Consider the following 22,626-nt stretch of genomic DNA (forward strand, 5'->3'; position numbering starts at 1 on the left):
CGGGTGCGCCGCACAAAACCTTGCCGTCCGCCGGTTGTCGCATCCGCGCCACGCCTTACCTCGACCGTGACGGACCAGGGAACAACGGGCGGCGCGCCGGCTTCTGGAAGGTGCGGCGCAAGCTCACGCTATCCCGGTGGACTCCAGACACGAAAGACGGTTGCCTGATGCGGCGCGCCCACAGCATGGCCTTCGGCAGCGAAGTGGTGAAGGACGGGGTCCGGTTCGCCTTCTGGGCGCCCACCGCCAAGGACGTCACCCTGGTCGTCGACGGGGCGGATCACGCGATTCCGGAGGCTGGGGACGGCTGGCGGCGGGTCACGGTGCCGGGGATTCGCGACGGCGCCCGCTACGGCTACCGCATAGACGGCGACCTCGTGGTGCCCGATCCCGTCTCCCGCTTCCAGCCGGACGATGTCTCGGGCCTCAGCGAGGTCATCGACCCACGCGCCTACGACTGGGCGGATGCCGCCTGGACGGGTCGTCCCTGGGAGGAGACGGTTCTGTACGAACTCCACGTGGGCACCGCGACCCCGGAGGGCACCTACGCGGCCCTGGAAGGCAAACTTGAGGATCTGCGCGACCTCGGCGTCACCGCCATCGAGCTTCTGCCGCTCGCCGACTTCAAGGGCACGCGCAACTGGGGTTACGACGGCGTGCTGCCCTACGCGCCGGACGCCGCCTACGGACGACCGGAGGACCTCAAGCACCTCATCGACACGGCCCACGGCCTCGGGCTGATGGTCTTCCTCGACGCCGTCTACAACCACTTCGGCCCGGCCGGGAATTACCTCAACGCCTACGCCAAGACGTTCTTCACCGAACGACACCAGACCCCCTGGGGCGCCGGCATCAACTTCGACGGCGAGACCAGCGGCCGGGTGGTGCGCGACTTCTTCATCGAGAATGCGCTCTACTGGCTGGAAGAGTATCATTTCGACGGCATCCGCTTCGACGCGGTGCATGCCATCCTGGACGATTCGGAGCGGCACTTCCTCGGGGAACTCGCGGAGACGATTCGGGCGCGTCTGCCGGGGCGCCACATCCACCTCGTGCTGGAGAACGAGGCCAACCAGGCTCGTTGGCTGGAGCGCGACGCGAAGGGACAGGCGATCCAGCACAACGCCCAGTGGGCGGACGATCTCCACCATTGCTGGCACGTGCTGCTCACCGGTGAGGATGCCGGCTACTACGCGAGCTTCGCGGACCGGCCCGTCGAGCACCTGGCCCGCTGCCTGTCGGAGGGCTTCGCCTATCAGGGCGAGCCATTCCCGACCCTCGACAATCACCCGCGCGGCGAGCCCTCCGGCCACCTGCCGCCCTCGGCCTTCGTCACCTTCCTGCAGAACCACGATCAGGTCGGCAACCGGGCCCTGGGCGAACGCCTAAGCGCGCTCTGCGACCCCGCCAAGCTCGCCCTCGCGCGGGCGGGCCTGCTCCTCAGCCCGCAGATCCCCATGCTGTGGATGGGCGAGGAGTGGTCGGCTTCAGCGCCGTTCCTGTTCTTCGTGGATTTTGCCCCCGACGAGGAACTGAACAAGGCGGTGCGCGAGGGGCGGCGGCGCGAGTTCAAGAGCTTCGCGGCCTTCGCGGACGACACTTCCGTGATCCCCGATCCCACCGAGGCGAAGACCTTCACGGATTCGCGGATCGACTGGGCCGAGCGGGCCGAGCCACCGCATCGCTCCGTGCTGGCCGACACGCGCAACCTCCTCCAGATCCGGCATCAGGCGGTCGTGCCGCTGACGCGGACCCGCTACCTCGGCGCCAAGGCGACCCTGCCGCGTCCCGACGTGGTGGATTGCACCTGGACCTACGAGGGCGGCTGGCTGCGCTTCGTCGCCAATGTCGGCACGGATGACTTCACCGCCGAGCGCGGCGACGGCCAGATCGTCTGGTCGAGCGGCTCGGGCAACGGATCGATCGAACTCCCGTCCTGGACGGGTGTCTTCCTGACGGGTGTGAAGTGATGAGCCGCGACCTCGAACGCCTCGCCGACCTCCTCGGCGTCGCCGCCGGCTACACCGACGCCTTCGGGCAGCCCGTCGAGACGTCCCTGGACGTCAGGCGGGGCATGATCGCGGCGCTCGGCTTTCCCGTCGAATCCGAGGCGGACATCGCCGCGCGCCTCGCCGAGGTGGAGGCGGTGCGTGGCGGGCTGATCCCGCCGCTCCTGCCGGCCGAGGCTCGGCGCGCCATCACGGTGCCGATCCAGCATGCGGGGGCCACCGGCACCCTGTCCTGGCGCCTGACGGACGAGCGCGGCCACCACCGCGAGGGGCGGGTGGCAATCTCGGGCGACAGCTTCGAACTGCCGCCGCTCACCCCCGGCTATCACCGGCTCGGCGTGCACCTGGGCGAGCGCCGCGCGGAGGCCTGGGTCATCGCCGCGCCGCAGCGCTGCTGGCGCCCGCGCGCCTACGCCGACGAGGGCGCTCGCGACTGGGGCCTCGCGGCACAGCTCTACGGGCTGCGCTCCCCCGACAATCTCGGCATCGGCTCCTATGCGGATGCCGGCCGGGCGGCCCGCGACGCCGGCCTGCGCGGCGCGTCGTTCTTGGGGTTGAGCCCGGTCCATGCGCTCTTTGCCACCGACCGCACCAAGATCTCGCCCTACTCGCCCTCCTCGCGCCTCTTCCTGGAAACGCTGTTCATCGAGCCGGGCGTTTTGCCGGGCTTCATCGGATCGCAGGCGGAAGCGCTGCTCGCCTCCATGTCCGATCGCGTCGAGGCGCTTCGCGAGGCCAAGCTGGTCGATCACGCGGGCATCTGGGGCGTGCTCTCGCCGGTGCTGCGGGCCCTGTGGCAGGAATCCGCGGCGCACCAGGGCAGCGATGCGGGCTTCGCGAGCTTCCGGGCCGCCGGGGGCGAGGACCTCGAGGCGCACGCTACCTTCGAGGCACTGGCCGAGCACTTCCAGGCCAAGGGCGCCCAGTGGCTCGGCGACTGGCCGGAGGACATGCGCCGCAACGGCACCGACGCCGTGCGCGCCTTCGCGCAGGAACACGCCGAGGCCGTCACCTACCATGTCTGGCTCCAGTACCTCGCCGACCGGCAGCTTGAGGAGGCTTCGAACACCGCGCTCGGCACCGGCATGCGGCTGGGGCTCTACCGCGACCTCGCCGTCGGCGCGGATCGCGGCGGCTCCGAAATCTGGTCGCATCCCGAGCGCTTCGCCAACGGCGTCTCCATCGGCGCGCCGCCGGACCTGCTGGCCCCGAAGGGCCAGGATTGGGGCTTGCCGGCCTTCCACCCCCTCGAGATGGAGCGGGACGGTCTCGCGGCCTTCCGCGCCCTCGTGGTCGCCAATATGCGCCATGCCGGCGCGATCCGCATCGACCACGCTTTCCAGCTCGCCCGTCTGTTCCTGATACCTGTCGGGCGCTCGGCCAAGGAGGGCGCCTACGTGGCGATGCCGTTCGAGCCGATGCTCGCGGTCCTGCGCCTGGAGAGCCACCGGGCCAAGTGCCTCGTCATCGCCGAGGATCTCGGCACGGCGCCGGAAGGGTTCTCCGACGCCCTGATGCAGGCCGGCATCCTCAGCTACCGCATCCTCGCCTTCGAGCGCGAGCAGGGCGCCCGCTTCAAGCCGCCGGCGGCCTACCCGCGCGATGCCCTCACCGCCATCACGACCCACGACCTGCCCACCTTCGTGGGCTGGTGGCGCGGCGTGGACACCGACACCCGGCAGGCGCTGGGCCTCTACGATTCCGAGCGGGCGGATTCCGAGCGCCGCGAGCGCGTGGACGAGTGCGCGCGCCTCACCGAGGCGCTGGCCGGCGAGCAATTGCTGCCGACCTACGACGTGCCGGACGCCGCGCCCTTCGAGGCGGCCGCGCGCTACCTCGGCCGTGCGCCCTCGATGCTGACGGCCGTGCAGTACGAGGACGTGGTCTCCGAACTGTCCCAGGCCAACGTGCCGGGCTCGACCGAAGGTTATCCGAACTGGCGCCGGAAGCTCGACCGGACCCTGGAGAGCATCGCGGCGCCCGGCGGTCCCTTGGCCAAGCTCGCCGCCTCGCTGTCGGCGGAGGATCGCGGTCCGCGCTCCGGTGCCGCCCGCCTCGCCACGGTCCCGCCGCGCGCCACCTACCGCCTGCAGTTCCACAAGGACTTCACCTTCGCGGACGCTGAAAAGATCGTCCCTTACCTCGTCAAGCTCGGGATCAGCCACGTCTACGCCTCCCCGATCCAGAAGGCGCGGCCGGGCTCGACCCACGGCTACGACATCGTCGACCACTCGACGATCAACCCGGAACTCGGCGGCGAGGAAGCCTTAATCCGCTTCTCGGACGCGCTCCACGGGGCCGGACTGAAGTTCCTCCTCGACATCGTGCCCAACCACATGGGCGTCGGCGGCGCCGACAATCCCTGGTGGCTGTCGGTGCTCGAATGGGGCGGCCTCTCGCCCCACGCCAACGCCTTCGACATCGACTGGTCGCGGCTCGGCGCCAAGAACAACCTAGTGGTGCCGTTCCTCGGCGACCGCTACGGCGAGGCCCTGGAGAAAGGCACGCTTGAACTCAAGTTCGACGCGCGCAAGGGCGCTTTCAGCGTCTGGCACTACGAGCACGAATTCCCGATCTGCCCGCTGCAATACCCGACGATCCTGAACCGCTCCCTCGCCGCCCTCGGCGACATCGAGGATGCGGCGGCCCTGGAGGTGCTCGGCATCTCCGAACGCCTGCGCCTGATGGGCGAGGACACCAACGAGGAGCGCCGCCGCGGCTTCCCCGAGGAGGCCGAGACCCTGAAGGAGCGGCTGGTCGAAGCGGTGGAGGCCTCGCCCGCCATCGCCGAGGCCATCGACCGGACCCTGCGCCTCCTCAACGGGGCCAAGGGTCATCCCGACAGCTTCGGCCCCCTGCACCGCCTGCTCGAGCAGCAATCCTACCGCCTTGCCCATTGGCGGATCGCGGCGAGCGACATCAACTATCGCCGCTTCTTCGATGTGAACGGGCTCGCCGGTCTTCGCGTCGAGCAATCCGACGTCTTCCAGCGCTCGCATGCCACGATCTTCCGCCACATCGAGGCGGGCCGGATCGACGGCCTGCGCATCGACCACATCGACGGTCTGGCCGACCCGCTCGGCTACGCCCGCGCCCTACAGGCGGCCATCGGCCCGGGCTTCTACGTGGTGGTGGAGAAGATCCTCGAACCCGGCGAGCGCCTGCGCCCCTGGCCGGTGGCCGGCACCACCGGCTACGACGTGCTGAACCAGCTCGACGGCATCCTGGTGGACCGGACGAAGCGGACCGAGATCGCCCGGCTCTACGAGAGCCGGACCGAATTTGATGAGCCCTACAAGTTCATGCTCCGCGCCGCCAAGGCGGAGATCCTGGAGATCAGCTTCGCCTCCGAACTGGAGGTGATGACCTCCGACCTCAAGGCGGTGGCGGACGCCGACCGGCGCACCCGCGACTTCTCGGTGAACGCCATCCGCCGCGCGCTGATCGAGATCATCGCCCGTTTCCCGACCTATCGCAGCTACCTGCCCGGCGACCTCGATGAGAGCGACGTCGAGGACGAGGACATCCGCCTCATCGAGACGGCAGTGAAGAAGGCCAAGCGCTGGAGCGCGCTGCCCGACCGCTCCGTGCACGATTTCGCCGCCGACGCCATGCTGGGGCGCATCGACGTGACGGGTCCGGGCCGGCCCGACCCGGAGGTGATCCTGCGCTTCCGCCGCCGCTTCCAGCAGCTCACCGGCCCGGTCATGGCCAAGAGCCTGGAGGACACGCTGTTCTACCGGTTCGCCGAACTCCTCGCCCTCAACGAGGTCGGCGGCGACCCGGGCGAGTACGGCATCGATGCGGAGCATTTCCACGCGCTCCAGGCAGCGCGTGCCCGCGACTGGCCGAATGCGATGATCACCACCGCGACCCACGACACCAAGCGGGGCGAGGATGCGCGCTCCCGCCTGCTCGCGCTCTCCGAGATGCCGGGCGATTGGGCCGAGGCGTGGGAGATTTGGACGTCGCTCGCCGGGCCCCATCTCAGCCTCGTCGAGAAGGAGCCGGCCCCCGACGCTAACGATCAGTGGATGTTCTTCCAGGCGATCCTCGGTGCCTGGCCGCTGGAACTGCTGGACCGGGACGAGCCCGCCGCGATCGATGATTTCCGCAAGCGTCTCGACGCCTACGCCGAGAAGGCCCTGCGCGAATCCAAGCGGCGCTCCAGCTGGGTGAATGTCGACGAGGCCTACGAGGGCGCGGTCCACGCACTCTTCGCCGCGTTGATCGCCCCCGGTTCGGCCTTCCTGGCGCGGCTGCGCCCCTTCGCGCGGCGGCTCGCCCATCTCGGCATGATCGCCGGCCTCGGGCGCACCGTGCTCAAGGCGACCCTGCCGGGCCTGCCCGACACCTACCAGGGCACGGAGTTCTGGGACTTCTCCTTCGTCGATCCCGACAACCGCCGGCCGGTGGATTACCCCGCCCTGACCCGCGCCCTGGAGGAAGGGGCGGCCGCCGCCGACGCCCTGGCGCACTGGACCGACGGCCGCGTCAAGCAGGCGACCCTCGCGCGGCTGCTCGCCGACCGCGAGGCACGACCGAGCTTCTACGCGGACGCGGATTACCAGGCGCTGCCCGCTTCGGGCGAAAGGGCGGCGCATGTCATCGCATTCACACGTTCGGATGCGACGACCGGGGAGGGCGACCTCGTGGTGGCGGTGCCGCGGCTGGTCTCCGGCTTCCTCGGGGAGGCGGTCTGGTCCGGTGAGGCGTTCGCCGGAACCCACCTGTCCGTGACGCCGGGATCGACCTGGACCGATCTCGTGACGGGTGACGCGGTCGTCTCGGATGACGGCCGGATCGAACTCGGACAGGCCTTCGCGCGTCTGCCCTATGCGGTCCTCAAGCGGACCGGCTGAGGCGGGCGCGATAGAACCGACGACGCGGGGAGGGCTCGACCTCCTCCCCCACGCCTGCGCTCCCGGCCACGGCCGGCTCCGGGCCTGCCCCGCGGCGGGTCGAGCGCACGACTGAACGAATGGAGCATTCATGAACGCACCGAGCCCCGCAACGACCGCCGCCCAGCGGACCGAAGCCGGTGAGGTGCCGCTTCCGGCCGGCCTCGCGCCCCGGGCCGAGGGGCCGCGCATCTACAATCTCTTCCCGCTGCTGGTCGGCACCGTGTCGGCCTGGACCGCCGAACTGCCGCGCATCGCGGCGCTCGGCTTCGACTGGGTCTACCTCAACCCCTTCCACCAGACCGGCGGCTCGCGCAGCCTCTACGCGGTGGCCGATCCCGACCGCCTGGACGAGCGCTTCCGCGACCAGGACGGCACCTCGGACGACGAGCAGATCCGCCGCTTCTGCGCCGCGGCCGCCGCCCACGGCCTCCAGGTGATGACGGACCTCGTCATCAACCACACCGCCATGGACGGCCCCCTGGCCGCGCAGCGCCCGGACCTGTTCCTCAAGGATTCCGAGGGCCGGATCGAGAGCCCCTACGCCGTCGATCCGGACGATCCGTCGATCCGCACGGTCTGGGGCGATCTCGCCGAACTCGATTACCATTCGGAGGGCGCGCGCCGGGAACTGACCGCCCTCTGGTCCGGCTACATCAACCGCCTTCAGGATCTCGGCGTCGCCGGTTTCCGCTGCGACGCGGCCTACAAGGTCCCGGCCGAGGTCTGGCGCGATCTCATCGGGTCCGCCAAGGCCCTGGAGCCCGATTGCCTGTTCGCCGCCGAGACCCTGGGCTGCACCTTCGAGGAGGCGCAGTCGACGGCGGGCGCGGGCTTCGACTACCTGTTCAACAGCTTCGCCTGGTGGGACCTCAAGGCGTCCTGGGCCCTGGAACAGTACGAGCGCCTGCGCGTCATCGCGCCGTCCATCGCGTTCCCTGAGAACCACGACATGGCCCGCCTCGCGGCGGATCTCGACGGTGACGCGGGGGCGATCGCCCGCCACCTGAAGGCGCGCTACGCCCTGTCGGCCTTCTTCTCGGCCGGCGTCCTGATGCCGATCGGCTACGAGTGGGGCTACCGGCGCGCCCTCCACGTGGTCGAGACGACGCCCGCGCTTCGCGAAACCGACACCGGCATCGACATCTCGTCCTACATCGCCGCGATCAACGCCCTGCGGGCCGAGGTATCGGCCGCCAATGTCGAGGGTGCCCAGGCGCGCATCTCCGCGCCGGACGCGGCCTATGCGGCGCTCCTGCGCTTCGACACCGGCCACGGGGCCTCAGCGCGCAGCGCCACCCTGGTGCTCTACAACCCCACCGACGTGTCCGTACCGGTCGAGCCCGGCACGCTTCTCGCCCGGACCGGCGGCATGCTCGGCGACTTCGTCGATCGCACGCCGGAGGCCGCGCCGATCGAATTCCGGCCCGGCATCGCCCTGGCGCTGGCGCCGGGCGAGGTTCGCATCCTCGCCGCCGAGCGCGCGGCGGCGGCGAAGGTGCCCGACCTCAGCACGCCCACGGGCGAGGGGCGCGTGGTCATCGAGGCGGTGATGCCGGAGATCGACGGCGGCCGGTCTCCGGTCAAGCGCGTGGTCGGCGAGAGCGTCCACGTCACCGCCGACATCTTCAGCGACGGCCACGAGATCATCGACGCCGAGATCCTCTCGCGGGTCGTCGGCGAGACCGAATGGCGGGCCGACCGCATGGTGTTCGTGGACAACGACCGCTGGGGCGGCCACTTCCCGCTCCTGCGCAATGCCCGCTACGAGTTCACCATTCAGGCCTGGCGCGACGGCTATTCCTCCTGGGTGCGCGACACCCTGAAGAAGCGCAATGCCGGCGTCGATGTCCGCCTGGAGACCATCGAGGGCGTGGCCTTCGTGATCGGCGCGTCCGAGAACGCGACCGGCCCGGACGCCGACCGCCTGAAGGCCCTCGCCGGCGACCTCGAAGCGGAAGAGACCGGCTCGGCCGCGCAGCTCGACCTGATGCTGGCGCCGGAGAACGCCCACCTGATCCGCCGGCACGCGCCGCGCATCAACCTCTCGCGCTACCCTGTGAACGTGCCGGTGATCGCCGACCGCCTCGCGGCCCGGTTCTCGGCCTGGTACGAGATCTTCCCGCGCTCCCAGTCGATGGACGTCAACCGTCACGGCACCTTCGACGACGTGATCGCCCGCCTGCCCGAGATCCGCGAACTCGGCTTCGACGTGCTCTACTTCACGCCGATCCACCCGGTGGGCAAGACCAACCGCAAGGGCAAGAACAACACTCTCAAGGCGTTGCTAGGCGATGTCGGGTCGGTCTACGCGGTCGGCTCGGAGGAGGGCGGCCACGAGGCCGTGCACCCGGACCTCGGCACCCTCGACGATTTCCGCCGGTTGGTGGCGGCGAGCCACGCCTACGGCATGGAGATCGCCCTCGATTTCGCGATTCAGTGCTCGCCCGACCATCCCTGGATCAAGAACCATCCGGAATGGTTCGAATGGCGCCCGGACGGGACGCTGAAATTCGCAGAGAATCCCCCGAAGAAGTACGAGGACATCTCGAACGTCCACTTCTACGGCGGCGCGCTGCCCTCGCTCTGGATCGAGTTGCGCGACATCGTGCTGGGCTGGGCCAAGCTCGGCGCGCGCATCTTCCGAGTCGACAACCCGCACACCAAGCCGATTCCGTTCTGGGAATGGATGATCGCCGAGGTGAACGCCCGCTATCCCGACGTGATCTTCCTCGCCGAGGCCTTCACCCGGCCGAAGATGATGAAGAAGCTCGCTAAGGCCGGCTACCAGCAGAGCTACACCTACTTCACCTGGCGCGACACCAAGCCGGATCTGATCGCCTATTCCACCGAACTGGCGGGCGAGATGGGCGAGTATTACCGCCCGAACTTCTTTGCCAACACGCCGGACATCAACCCGATCTACCTGCAGACCAGTGGCCGGGCGGGCTTCGTGGTGCGCGCGACCCTGGCCGCCACGCTGTCGAGCGTCTGGGGCATCTACAACGGCTTCGAGATGTGCGAGGCCGAGCCCTATCCGGGCAAGGAGGAATACCTCAACTCGGAGAAGTACGAGTTGAAGGCCTGGGATTATCACAAGCCGGGCAACATCCGCGAGCACATCATCAAGCTCAACCAGATCCGGCGCGACAACCCGGCCCTTTGGGACTTCCGGAACGTCGTCTTCACCGGGGCCTATAACGACCAGATCATCGGCTACGCCAAGGTGACGCCGGAGGGGGACAATTGCGTCTTCGTGCTGGTCAACCTCGACCCACGCAACCGGCAGGAATGCACATACGAAGTGCCGCTCTGGCTGCTGGGGCAGCCCGACGACGGCGCGGTCGAGGTCGAGGACCTGCTGCTGGGCTACAAGTTCGAGCTGCGTGGAAAATCGCACCGCATCGCCCTCGATCCCGCCGAGCGCTCGGCGGTGATCTGGCGCCTTCGCGCCCCGAGCCGGGTTGCGTGAAGCGCGTGCCCGTGTCAGCAAAAAGCCCGGCGATCCGTGAGGATCGTCGCGGTGTCGCCTCAGTGTCGGCGCCTACCCACGCAGTGGACGGCACGCATGGTCACCTCTCGCGAGGGATCGCTGCGGAAACGCCGAAAACGCCCTTGAACTCGACGCATGAGGCAACGACGCGATGATCGATCGCAGCGATCCGCAATGGTACCGTGACGCCATCATCTACCAGATCCACGTCAAGTCGTTCTTCGACTCGAACAACGACGGGATCGGCGATTTCGAGGGCCTGACGCAGAAGCTCGACTATGTCCGCGACCTCGGGGTGACGGCGATCTGGCTGATGCCGTTCTACCCCTCGCCCCTGCGCGACGACGGCTACGACATCGGCGACTACCGCGACGTGAACCCCTCCTACGGCACGATGGAGGAGTTCCGGAAATTCGTGGACGCGGCGCACGAGCGCGGCCTGCGCGTCATCACCGAGCTCGTCATCAACCACACCTCGGACCAGCACCCCTGGTTCCAGCGCGCCCGCGAGGCGCCGGCCGGATCGCCGGAGCGCGACTTCTACGTCTGGTCGGATACCGACACGCCGTATTCGGACACCCGCATCATCTTCCTCGACACGGAAGTGTCGAACTGGACCTGGGACCCGGTCGCCAAGCAGTACTTCTGGCACCGCTTCTACAGCCACCAACCGGATCTCAACTTCGACAACCCGGCCGTGCTGGAGGGCGTGATCGAGGTCATGCGCTACTGGCTCGACATGGGTGTCGACGGTCTGCGCCTCGACGCGATCCCCTACCTGATCGAGCGCGACGGCACGAACTGCGAGAACCTTCCCGAGACCCACACGGTCATCAAGGCGATCCGCGCGGCCCTCGACGCGAGCTATCCCGACCGGATGCTGCTGGCCGAGGCCAACCAGTGGCCGGAGGAGACGGCGCAGTATTTCGGCGACGGGGACGAGTGCCACATGGCATTCCACTTCCCGCTGATGCCGCGCATGTACATGGCGATCGCCCGCGAGGACCGGCACCCGATCACCGACATCATGCGCCAGACCCCGGAGATTCCCGAGGGCTGCCAATGGGCCATCTTCCTGCGCAACCACGACGAGCTGACGCTCGAGATGGTCACGGCGGAAGAGCGCGACTACCTGTGGTCGTTCTACGCCGCCGAGCGCCGCGCCCGCATCAACCTCGGCATCCGGCGCCGCCTGGCGCCCCTGCTGGAGAACGACCGGCGCAAAATCGAACTCATGAAGTCCCTCGTCCTGTCCATGCCCGGCACGCCGGTGCTGTACTACGGCGACGAGATCGGCATGGGCGACAACATCTATCTCGGTGACCGCGACGGCGTGCGCACGCCGATGCAATGGTCGCCGGACCGCAACGGCGGCTTCTCGCGGGCCAATCCGCAGAAGCTGTTCCTGCCCTCGGTGCAGGACCCGATCTACGGCTTCGACGCGATCAACGTCGAGGCGCAGACCCAGTCGCAGACCAGTCTGCTGAACTGGACGCGCCGGATGATCGCGATCCGCAACAACTCGGTGGCCTTGGGCCGCGGCGGGATGCAGTTCCTCTACCCGTCGAACCGCAAGGTCCTGGCCTGGATCCGCGAATTCGAGGGCGAGCGCGTGCTCTGCGTCGCCAACCTCTCGCGGGCGCCCCAGGCGGTGCAGCTCGACCTCTCGGAACTGCGCAACGCCGTGCCGATCGAGCTGACCGGCGGCTCGGAATTCCCCGCCATCGGCGAACTGCCCTACCTGCTGACGCTCCCGTCCTACGGATTCTACTGGTTCTCCCTGAGTGCCGCGAATACCGGCAGCATCGGCCCGCAGCCGGAACTGCCCGAACTGTTCACCCTGGTGCTGACCGGTGGCATCGAGAGCCTGATGGCCGGGCGCGAGCGCACCGCCTTCGAGCGCACCGTGGCGCCGCGCTTCATCGCCACCCGGCGCTGGTTCGCCGCCAAGGGCTCGCGCATCAAGTCGGTGCAGGTGATCGACAGCGCCGCCCTGAAGGACGGTACCGGCGAGGCGAAGTTCCTGCTGCCCCGCGTCGCCGTCCACCTCTCCACCGGCGAGCGCCAGGACTACTTCGTGCCGGTGGCCGTCGACGAGGGCCGTGAGGATGAGGCGATGCTCCAGCACGCCGTCGCCCGCGTCCGGCGCGGCCCCCGCACCGGCCTGCTCCTCGGCGCCTCCGTCGTCCCCGCCTTCGCCGTCTCGGTGATCGAGGGCATGCGCGAGGGCCGCGAGATGGCGACCGAGACCGGCCGCCTCGTCTTCTCGACCACCTCGGTGTTCGATCCCGAGGTGAGCTTCGAAGCCGGCGACATCCGGGCGCTCAATGCCGAGCAGAGCAACACCTCGATCGCCATCGGCTCGAAGATGATGCTCAAGCTCCTGCGCCGCTTGCAGACGGGCGTCCATCCCGAGATCGAGGTCGGGCGCTTCCTCACCGAGACCGCGCAGTTCCACAACACCCCGGCGCTCCTTGGCGTGCTTGAGCACGTGGATGCGGAGGGCACCCGCACGGCGCTCGCCGTGCTCCAGAAGTTCGTGCCCAACCAGGGCGATGCGTGGACGCTGATGCTCGAGGGACTGCGCCGCGACTTCGACACGGTGGTCCTGGCGCCCGAGAGCGAGGCACCGTCCCCGTCCGAGGCGTTCGAGCCGCACCTGCGCTGGGCGATCCTGCTCGGCCGACGCACCGCCGAGATGCACAACGCCTTCGCGGTGGAGACCGACGACCCGGCCTTCGCGGCCGAGCCGTTCGACCATGCCGACCTGCACGCTCTCGGCGACGACACCCGCCGTCAGGCCGAGCGGGCCTTCCGAGGTCTCGACGGGCTGGCGGGTCGCGGCTCCAACGCGGCGAGCACCGAGCTTGCCGGCCGCCGCCGCGAGGTCGAGAGCGCCATCGAGGCGCTCACCGCCAAGGCGCCGGTCGGCGCGATGAAGACCCGCATCCACGGCGACTATCACCTCGGTCAGGTGCTGGCGGCCGAGGACGATCTCATCATCGTCGATTTCGAGGGCGAGCCCTCGCGTCCGGCCGACGAGCGCCGCGCCAAGTCGACGCCGCTGCGCGACGTCGCCGGGATGATGCGCTCCTTCGCCTACGGCGCCGAGACGGTGACCCGCGGCATCGCGGCCCGCTTCTCGGATTCCGAGGAGCGGGCGCGCCGGGCCTCCATCGCCTGGCGCGGCATGATCGATGCAGCCTTCCTCGACGGCTACCGCGAAGCCGTCTCGGTGAGCCGGGCCGCCGTGACCGATCCAGACACCGAGAGCCGCCTCCTCAAGCTCTCGCTCCTGACGAAGGCGCTCTACGAAGTCGATTACGAGGCCAACAATCGTCCGGACTGGATCGAAATCCCCGCACGTGGGGTTCTCAACATTCTGGACGAGATCAAGAAAGGCGTTTGAATGATGGGCATCGACGAGACGTTCGCGAAAAGGACCGGGCACCCCTCGGGCGCCTCTGGATCGGCGGACGTTGCGCCCGTTGCCACGCGGGCGCCGGAGGCTCCGGCGCCCGAGACGGCCACCCTTCACCCCGACACGATCGCCGCCATCATGGCGGCGAACCACGGCGATCCCTTCTCGGTCCTCGGCCCTCATCAGGTCGCCAAGGGTCAGTGGGAGGTTCGTGCCGTGCTCCCCGAGGCGAAGGGTGCCACCCTCCTTGTCGGCGGCAAGCGGATCCCGTTCGAGCGCAAGCACCCGGACGGCTTTTTCGTCGCTCGCCTGCCGAGCGAGGGCCGTCCGCTCTACGAACTCGTGGTCGAGACCTGGGACGGCGTCGAGCGCTCGCGCCACGACCCCTACGGCTTCGGCTCCTCCCTGGACCAGGCGGATATCGACAACCTGCGTGAGGTCGGCAGCAACGTCACCTACCGCATCCTCGGCGCGCAGGCCCGCAATGTCGACGGGATCGAGGGCTTCCGCTTCGCCGTCTGGGCCCCGAATGCCCGCCGCGTCAGCGTGGTCGGCGACTTCAACACCTGGGACGGCCGGCGCCACCCCATGCGTCTCTGGCAGAACGGCGGCGTCTGGGAGCTGTTCATCCCGGGTCTCAAGGCCGGGGCCCACTACAAGTACGAGATCCGCGGCGCAGACGGGTCGCTCCTGCCCCTGAAGGCCGATCCCGTCGCCTTCGCGGCGCAGAAGCCGCCCGAGACCGCCTCCGTCCTCCAGGGGACGAACACGCCCGCCTGGCACGACGACAAGTGGATGGAGACGCGGGGGGCGAAGGACCCGCGCCACGTACCGATCTCGATCTACGAGGTCCATCTCGGTTCCTGGGCCCGCGTCGCCGAGGAGGGCAATCGCTACCTGACCTACCAGGAGCTCGGCGAGCGTCTGATTCCCTACGTCAAGGAGATGGGCTTCACCCATATCGAGATGCTGCCGATCACGGAGTTTCCGTTCGACGGCTCATGGGGCTACCAGCCCGTCTCGCTCTTCGCGCCGACGAGCCGCTTCGGCACGCCGGACGACTTCGCGGCCTTCGTGGACGCGGCGCACGCCGCCGGCATCGGCGTGATGCTCGACTGGGTGCCGGGGCACTTCCCCCTCGACGCGCACGGCCTCGGCCAGTTCGATGGCACCCATCTCTACGAGCATGCCGACCCGCGCCAGGGCTTCCACCAGGATTGGGGCACCTACATCTACAACTTCGGCCGCACGGAGGTGTCGAGCTTCCTGGCTGCCAACGCCCGCTTCTGGCTCGAGCACTATCACCTCGACGGCCTTCGCGTGGATGCCGTGGCCTCGATGCTCTACCTCGACTATTCGCGCCGCCAGGGCGAGTGGATCCCGAACCGCTACGGCGGCAACGAGAATCTCGACGCCATCGAGTTCCTCCGCAAGACCAACGAGGCCACCTACGCGCACGCGCCGGGCACCCTCACGGTGGCGGAGGAATCGACGTCCTGGCCGGGCGTCTCGCACCCGACCTACACAGGGGGCCTCGGCTTCGGCTTCAAGTGGAACATGGGGTGGATGCACGACACCCTGAACTTCATGTCCAAGGAGACGATCCACCGCCGCTACCACCACCACGACCTGACCTTCGGTCTGCTCTACGCCTTCTCCGAGAACTTCATCCTGCCCCTGTCCCACGACGAGGTCGTGCACGGGAAGGGCTCGCTGCTCGGCAAGATGCCGGGCGACCGCTGGCAGAAGTTCGCGAATCTTCGCGCCTATTACGGCTTCATGTGGGGGCATCCCGGCAAGAAGCTGCTCTTCATGGGCTGCGAGTTCGGCCAGGAAAAGGAGTGGAACCACAATCAGAGCCTGGACTGGCACCTCCTCGATGACGGCATGCACCGGGGCGTCAAGGAACTGATCCGCGACCTCAACCACCTCTACGCGGCGACGCCGGCCCTGCACGAGCGCGACACCGAGGCGGGCGGCTTCCAGTGGCTGGTGGCGGACGACCAGGACAACAGCGTCATCGCCTGGGCCCGCAAGGGCCGCGAGGCCGGCGAGGTCGCCGTGGTGGTCTCGAACTTCACGCCTGTGCCCCGTACGGGTTACCGGGTTGGCGTGCCCGCCGCCGGATTCTACCGCGAGGCGATCAACTCGGACGCCGAGAGCTATGGGGGCTCTAACGTCGGCAACATGGGCGGTGTCCAGGCAGAAGCCGTGGAGAGCCACGGCCAACCCTACTCGGTCGCGCTGACGATCCCACCGCTGGCCACGATGATCTTCGTGCGCCAGGACTGACAGACCCGCGCTCGCGGAGAGACCCTCCGCGAGCCGACCGACGCGCGTCGGCCGCGCCGCGCGAGCCGACCCCTCGAACGAAAGACGCCGGCGCGGGTGACCCGCGCCGGCGTCTTTCGTTTGCGTTCAAGTATCGTCGCCCGGGTTCAGGCGGCGCGCATCCGCAGTCCGGACATGTTGCCGAAGGCACGGGCGTAGAGGGCAGAGTAGTTCAGCGCCGCTTCGTTCCAGCCGAAGTTGCGCGACATCGCATGACGCCGCATGGCGTTCAGGCGCTTCTTCTGGCCGAACGTATCGAAGGCCCGGCGGATCGCGAGGGAGAAACCGCGCGGCGAGGCCTCGCCGAAGGTGAAGCCGGTGACGCCGTCCTCCACCGTATCGGCGAGGCCGCCGGTCCGGTGGACGATCGGCAGGGAGCCGAAGCGCTGGGCATACATCTGCGCGAGGCCGCAGGGCTCGAAGCGCGATGGCATCAGCAGGAAGTCGCTGCCCGCGAACATCCGCCGGGCTTCCTGCTCCTCGAAGCCCACATGGACGCCGATGGAGGCGGGGTTGCGCCGGGCGAGGTCGCGCAGGGCCCCCTCGAAGCGGCCCTCGCCCTGGCCGATCACCACGAGCTGCCCACCCTCGGCCACGATCGATTCGGCGGCACTGATGCTCAGATCGATGCCCTTCTGGTGGACGAGGCGGGAGACGATGGCGAAGAGCGGACCGCGCGAGACCGCGAGACCGAACTGGCGCCGCACCGTCTCGGCATTGGCGCGCTTCCCCTTCCAGTCGTCGATCTCGAAGCGCGCGGCGAGGTGCGCGTCCGTGCTCGGGTCCCAGCTTTCGTCGATGCCGTTGAGGATGCCGGCGAGGCGCCCCTGGGCCGCCCGGGTGCGCAGCAAGCCGTCGAGGCCGCAGCCGGCCTCCGGCGTCGTGATCTCGCGCGCGTAGGTCTCGCTCACCGTCGTGACGTGCGAGGCATAGTACAGACCCGCCTTCAGGAACGACATCTGGCCGTAGAACTCGACGCCGTCCATCTGGAAAGCGTCCTCCGGCACGCCGAGATGGCCGAGGGATTCGCGTGGAAACACCCCCTGATAGGCGAGGTTGTGAACCGTGAGGATGCTGGGCACCCGCAGGCCGCTCCAGGCGAGGTAGGCCGGCGCCAGGGCCGCCTGCCAGTCGTTGAGATGCAGCAGATCGGCGCTCCAGGCCGGATCGATGCCGCAGGCGATCTCCGCCGCGGCGAGGCTGAGGCGGGCGAAGCGGACGTCGTTGTCCCCGAAATCGCCCTGGGCGTTTCCGTAGGGCGTGCCGTCGCGCTGATACAGGTCCGCGTTCAGGATCACGTAGACCTGGAGGCCGTCGCCGAGTTCGACGAGACCCAGTTCGCACGGGGGTACGCCGGCCTTGCCGGCGAGCTGCGCGACGACCGGGATGTGGTCGAACTGCTCGACCACCTGCCGGTAACCCGGGATCAGGATGCGGACGTCGTAGTGCCTGCGCAGGGCCCGGGGGAGGGAGGCTGCCACTTCGCCGAGACCGCCGGTCTTGACGAAATCCGCCATCTCGGGGGTCGCGAAAAGAACGCGGGGCTGCAGGGTATGACGGGATCGAAAGGTGTGCGGCGCTACGAGGTGATCGGTCTGATCCGTCAGGCTCATGAAATCGTCCCCACGTCGCGCGAGGGGCGGGGACGGGGAACGTTGGCCCAGCATCGACGTCGACATCGTGAACGCCTTAAATCATTCGCGGTTCCATTGCGACGCACAATTCAAGCCACGTTCAGGAAGATTTCTCGCGAGGCGTCGATCGCGGCGGATCAGGAGGCCAGTCGGAGCAGAATGACGCCCTCATGGGCGAAAAGGGTGAGTTTTTCGCAGATTCGCGTGCCCTGGCGCTCCGGATGGGTCGAGAGGAGAACGGACCAGTTCGCGCCGAACTCCTCGCCCATCGGCAGATCTTGCTGCGCTGCGCTGAAATTCAGCACGACGCGGAGCGTCGCGTCACCATCATGCCGCTCGTAGGCGAGGACCGTCTCCGGGCAATCGGGCCATGCGCGATAGGCGCCCACCGACAGGGCCGGGTAGTCCCGCCGGAGACGCAACAGCCGACGATAGAGCGTGAGGATCGAGGTCGCGTCGTCACGCAGGCCCTCGACGTTGCGGGTCGCCGCGTCCACGCTGATCGGCAGCCAGGGCTCGGCGGTGCTGAAGCCCGCATGGACGGTCTCGTCCCACTGCATGGGTGTCCGTTCCGGGTCGCGGCCGTGGCCCGGCTCGTTGCGCTCCCAAGGGTCCTGGACCCGATCGGGCGGGATCGGGACGTGGGCGAGCCCGATCTCGTCGCCGTAATAGAGGGTCGGCGTGCCGCGCAGGGTCAGCAGCAGGATTGCCGCCACGGCGGCCTGCTCAGGGCCGACACGGGCCGCGATGCGCGGCTGATCATGGTTGCCCAGCACCCAGTTCGGCCAGCCCCCGGGGGGCAGGGCCTCCTCGTAGGCACTCACGAGATCGCCCACCGAGCGGGCGTTCCACGGGGTCTGGATGAGCTGGAAGTTGAAGGGCAGGTCGACGCCGTTGAGGTCGGGACCGTAATAGGCGACCAGCCGCTCCACCGGCAGGTAGATCTCCCCGATCAGCACGCGCTCGGGGTAGGGCGCCAACACGGCCCGCAACTCGGCGATGATGTCGAAAACCTCGGGACGGTCGGCGGAATAGACCTGCGCGAAGCGGTTGATCTCCGGCTGTCCCGCCGCGAAGGCCGGATTTTCCGGGTTGTCGCGAAAGCCCGCATCCTTGATCAGGTGCCAGATCACGTCGACGCGAAACCCGTCCACGCCCCGGTCGAGCCAGAAGCGAAGGGCGTCGTGCATCGCCGCGCGGACCTCGGGGTTGCGCCAGTTCAGGTCCGGCTGCTCCCGCAGGAAGGCGTGATAGTAGTACTGGCCGCTCTCCGCGTCGCGGGTCCAGGCCGGGCCGCCGAAATTGCTGATCCAGTTGTTGGGCGGACCGCCGTCGGGGGCGGGATCGCGCCAGATGTACCAGTCCCGCTTCGGGCTGGTGCGCGAGGCGCGGCTCTCCGCGAACCAGGGATGCGCGATCGAGGTGTGATTCGGGACGAAGTCCAGGATGACCTTGAGCCGGCGGAAATGGGCTTCCGCTACGAGGGCGTCGAAATCCGCCAGCGTCCCGAAGAGCGGGTCGACGCCGCAATAATCGGCGACGTCGTAGCCGAAATCCGCCATCGGCGACGGGTAGAACGGTGAGATCCAGACCGCGTCGACCCCGAGCCAGGCGAGATAGTCCAGGCGCCGCGTGATCCCCGCCAGGTCGCCGATGCCGTCGCCGTCGCTGTCCTGGAACGAGCGGGGATAGACCTGATAGACGGTGCCGCGCTTCCACCAGACCGTATCCGCCATGCAACGCCCTCCATGGCCCGCTCCGCTTGGCCGGGGCGGACCCTAGCGGGAGAACGTGCGCTCCGCGACCCGCCGATGACCGTCAGCGTTCAGACAATATTCCAACGTCATGCGGTCTCATTCCCGTGCGCTTTGGTCCACACGGACCGTCATGGTCACGTGGCACGCAGGATTGTGCGGCGCAGCGTTGCGGTGGAGGTCATGCTCGGGCAAGCAACCGCGCGCAGCCTTCGTCGCCTGAATTGGCCCGCGGGCCGATTCGCGGTGGAGACGCATCGGGTGTGCTGAACGGCCCGTACGATGCATTGCGAGAAGAGAGTCTTAACGGATCCGATCTCCTGAGAGTGATTGAATAGCGCGACCAAGATGGCTGGACCGAACGAAGAACAGGAACGCTGCACTGGACGGACCCGGCGGGTCGATGGTCCGGTTCGCGTATCCAGGTTCCGCGGTTGAGAACGGGGGGACTTGAGACGTGTTGAACGAAAAGCTGATCAGACGGGATGGACGCTATGAGGCTTCTGCAGCAACGGGTCCGGACATGACGGCGCAGCGTGACGCGAGCGCCGCGCCCGCGCACGTCCGCCAGGGCCGGGTGAGCCCGGATCGGGCGATTTCGGGCAATGCCGTCGCCGAACTGCGCGAGGCGATCCTCGCCAAGCTCGCCTACGCGATCGGACGAACCCCCGCCAATGCCCGCGAACGCGACTGGTTCGCCGCGACCGCACTGGCTCTCCGCGACCGGATCGTGGACGCCTGCGTGGACGGCGAGCGCTCGATACCGAACAAGCGGGTCTACTACCTCTCCCTCGAATTCCTCATCGGCCGGCTCCTGTCCGATGCCATGAACAATCTCGGTCTCGTCGAGACCACGCGCGCGGCCCTGCGCGAACTCGGCGTCGATCTGGGCGACGTGGAGGCTGCCGAGCCGGACGCCGCCCTCGGGAACGGCGGCCTCGGCCGCCTCGCCGCCTGCTTCATGGAAAGCATGGCGAGCCTGTCGATCCCGGCCATCGGCTACGGCATCCGCTACGATCACGGCCTGTTCCGGCAATCGCTGGAGGACGGCTGGCAGAAGGAAGCGCCGGAGACCTGGCTCGCCGAGGGCAATCCCTGGGAGTTCGTCCGGCCCGAGGCAACCTACAGCATCGGCTTCGGCGGGCACGTCACCATGTCCTCCGTGTCCGAGGGCGTCATCCGCCGTCACTGGCACCCGGCCGAGACGGTGCGGGCCGTCGCGCACGACGTGCCGGTGGTCGGCTGGCGCGGGCGCCACGTGAACACCCTGCGGCTGTGGAAGGCGGAGGCCGAGGCCCCCGTCGATCTGGCGCGCTTCAACGGCGGCGACCATGTCGGCGCCGTCGCGGGCCGGGCCCGGGCCGAGGCGATCTCGCGGGTGCTCTACCCGAGCGATTCGTCGGCCGAGGGCCAGGAGTTGCGCCTGCGGCAGGAATACTTCTTCACCTCCGCCTCCCTGCAGGACCTCGTGCGGCGCCACATGGCCGAGCGCGGCGACCTGCGCTCCCTGGCCGATCACGCCGCGATCCAGCTCAACGACACCCATCCGGCCATCGCGGTTCCGGAGCTGATGCGCCTCCTGCTGGAGGATCACGGCCTGAACTGGGAGGATGCCTGGCACATCACCACCAACACCCTCGGCTACACCAACCACACGCTCCTGCCCGAGGCGCTGGAGACCTGGCCGGTGGAGCTGATGGAGCGGGTGCTCCCGCGCCACATGCAGATCATCTACCTGATCAACTGGATGCATCTGGAGGAGCAGGGCAAGCACGGGCGGGGCAATGCCGCCCAGCTCGCCTCCGTCTCCCTAATCGACGAGAGCCACGGCAAGCGGGTGCGCATGGGGCATCTCGCTTTCCTCGGCGCGCGGCGCGTCAACGGCGTCTCGGCCCTGCACACCGATCTCATGCGCTCGACGGTGTTCAAGGACCTGCACGCCCTCGACACCGACAAGATCGTCAACAAGACCAACGGCATCACCTTCCGGCGCTGGCTCCACAACGCGAACCCGGAACTCACCGCGCTCGCCATCGAGGCGGTGGGACCCGAGGTGCTCGATACGCCGGAGCTGCTCACCGGTCTGGCCGAGGTGGCCTCGGACCCGAACTTCCAGTCGCGCTACGCCGCCATGCGGCGCGCCCGTAAGGCGGCGCTGGCCAATGTCGTGACCGAGCGCACAGGCATCGCGATCGACCCCTCCGCCCTGTTCGACGTGCAGATCAAGCGCATCCACGAGTATAAGCGCCAGCTTCTCAACGTCATCGAGACGGTGGCGCTCTACCAGGCGATCAAGGCGGACCCGAAGCGGGACTGGACGCCCCGCGTCAAGATCTTCGGCGGCAAGGCGGCGCCGAGCTACGTGCAGGCCAAGCTCATCATCAAGCTCGCCTGCGACGTCGCCAAGGTGGTCAATGCCGATCCGGACGTCGCCGGGCGCCTGACCGTGGCCTTCCTGCCGAACTATTCGGTGAGTCTCGCCGAGGCGATCATCCCGGCGGCCGACCTGTCGGAGCAGATCTCCACGGCCGGCATGGAGGCCTCGGGCACCGGCAACATGAAGCTCGCCCTCAACGGTGCGCTGACCATCGGTACCCTGGACGGCGCGAACATCGAGATCCGCGACCATGTCGGCCCGGAGAACATCTTCATCTTCGGTCTGGATGCCGCCGGGGTGCAGGCCCGCATGGCCGAGCCGAACTACGCCGAGGCCGCCATCGCCGCCTCCCCGCGCCTGAAGGCGGCCCTCGACCTCATCGAATCCGGCCGGTTCTCGCCGGAGGAACCGGGCCGCTTCCGGCCCATCGTCGACGACCTGCGCCACAACGACCGCTACCTGCTCACCGTCGATTTCGACGATTACTGGCGGGCCCAGCGCGCGGTCGATGCCGCCTGGAACGACCCGAAGGCGTGGTGGCGCGCGGCGATCCTCAACACGGCACGGATGGCGTGGTTCTCGTCGGACCGGTCCATGCGCGAATACGCCGAGGAGATCTGGCGGGTCCGCGTCGGCTGATGTCAGGTGCGCCCGGCCCCGAGGGGCCGGGCCTCACCGGGACGGGAAACGAAAAACGGCGCGCCCC

At 68.6% G+C, this 22,626-nt stretch carries 8 protein-coding genes; 6 read left to right on the top strand and 2 right to left on the bottom strand.

All coding sequences use genetic code 11. The annotated features are described in order from the left end of the window. Positions 1–167 precede the first annotated feature (167 nt). The 5 genes from treZ to glgB all read left to right on the top strand — a co-directional run bounded on the left by treZ (position 168) and on the right by glgB (position 16,116). Complete coding sequence (gene treZ / locus MKK58_RS07230) at positions 168–1,970, top strand: malto-oligosyltrehalose trehalohydrolase (RefSeq protein WP_243911418.1); 1,803 nt, start codon at positions 168–170, stop codon at positions 1,968–1,970. Beyond that, positions 1,970–6,871, top strand: a complete 4,902-nt coding sequence (locus MKK58_RS07235; protein ID WP_243911419.1) for a malto-oligosyltrehalose synthase — start codon at positions 1,970–1,972, stop codon at positions 6,869–6,871. The genes treZ and MKK58_RS07235 overlap by 1 nt, the downstream gene beginning before the upstream one ends. Positions 6,872–7,001: 130 nt before the next feature. Further along, positions 7,002–10,382 (top strand): maltotransferase domain-containing protein, encoded by a 3,381-nt coding sequence (locus MKK58_RS07240; RefSeq protein WP_243911420.1) that lies wholly within the window; start codon positions 7,002–7,004, stop codon positions 10,380–10,382. A 172-nt stretch (positions 10,383–10,554) separates the two neighbouring features. After that, a complete protein-coding gene (treS, locus tag MKK58_RS07245) occupies positions 10,555–13,812 on the top strand; it encodes a maltose alpha-D-glucosyltransferase (protein WP_243911421.1) in 3,258 nt (1,085 codons plus the stop codon). Next, the gene (glgB, locus tag MKK58_RS07250; RefSeq protein ID WP_243911422.1) at positions 13,813–16,116 is read left to right on the top strand and encodes a 1,4-alpha-glucan branching protein GlgB; all 2,304 of its coding nucleotides are present in this window, start codon (positions 13,813–13,815) and stop codon (positions 16,114–16,116) included. Positions 16,117–16,262: 146 nt separating this feature from the next. On the opposite strand, the gene glgA is transcribed toward glgB, so the two are convergent. Both glgA and MKK58_RS07260 read right to left on the bottom strand, forming a co-directional pair. Then, positions 16,263–17,768, bottom strand: coding sequence for a glycogen synthase GlgA (gene glgA, locus MKK58_RS07255; protein ID WP_243911423.1), 1,506 nt, complete (start codon positions 17,766–17,768; stop codon positions 16,263–16,265). Between the two features lie 158 nt (positions 17,769–17,926). Beyond that, positions 17,927–19,525 (bottom strand): alpha-amylase family glycosyl hydrolase, encoded by a 1,599-nt coding sequence (locus MKK58_RS07260; protein WP_243911424.1) that lies wholly within the window; start codon positions 19,523–19,525, stop codon positions 17,927–17,929. Between the two features lie 475 nt (positions 19,526–20,000). On the opposite strand from MKK58_RS07260, the gene MKK58_RS07265 reads away from it, so the two are divergent. Beyond that, positions 20,001–22,559, top strand: a complete 2,559-nt coding sequence (locus tag MKK58_RS07265; protein ID WP_243911425.1) for a glycogen/starch/alpha-glucan phosphorylase — start codon at positions 20,001–20,003, stop codon at positions 22,557–22,559. Positions 22,560–22,626 lie beyond the last annotated feature (67 nt).

Source organism: Methylobacterium sp. J-078 (genome assembly GCF_022829285.1).
In the GTDB taxonomy this organism is placed as follows: Bacteria; Pseudomonadota; Alphaproteobacteria; order Rhizobiales; family Beijerinckiaceae; genus Methylobacterium.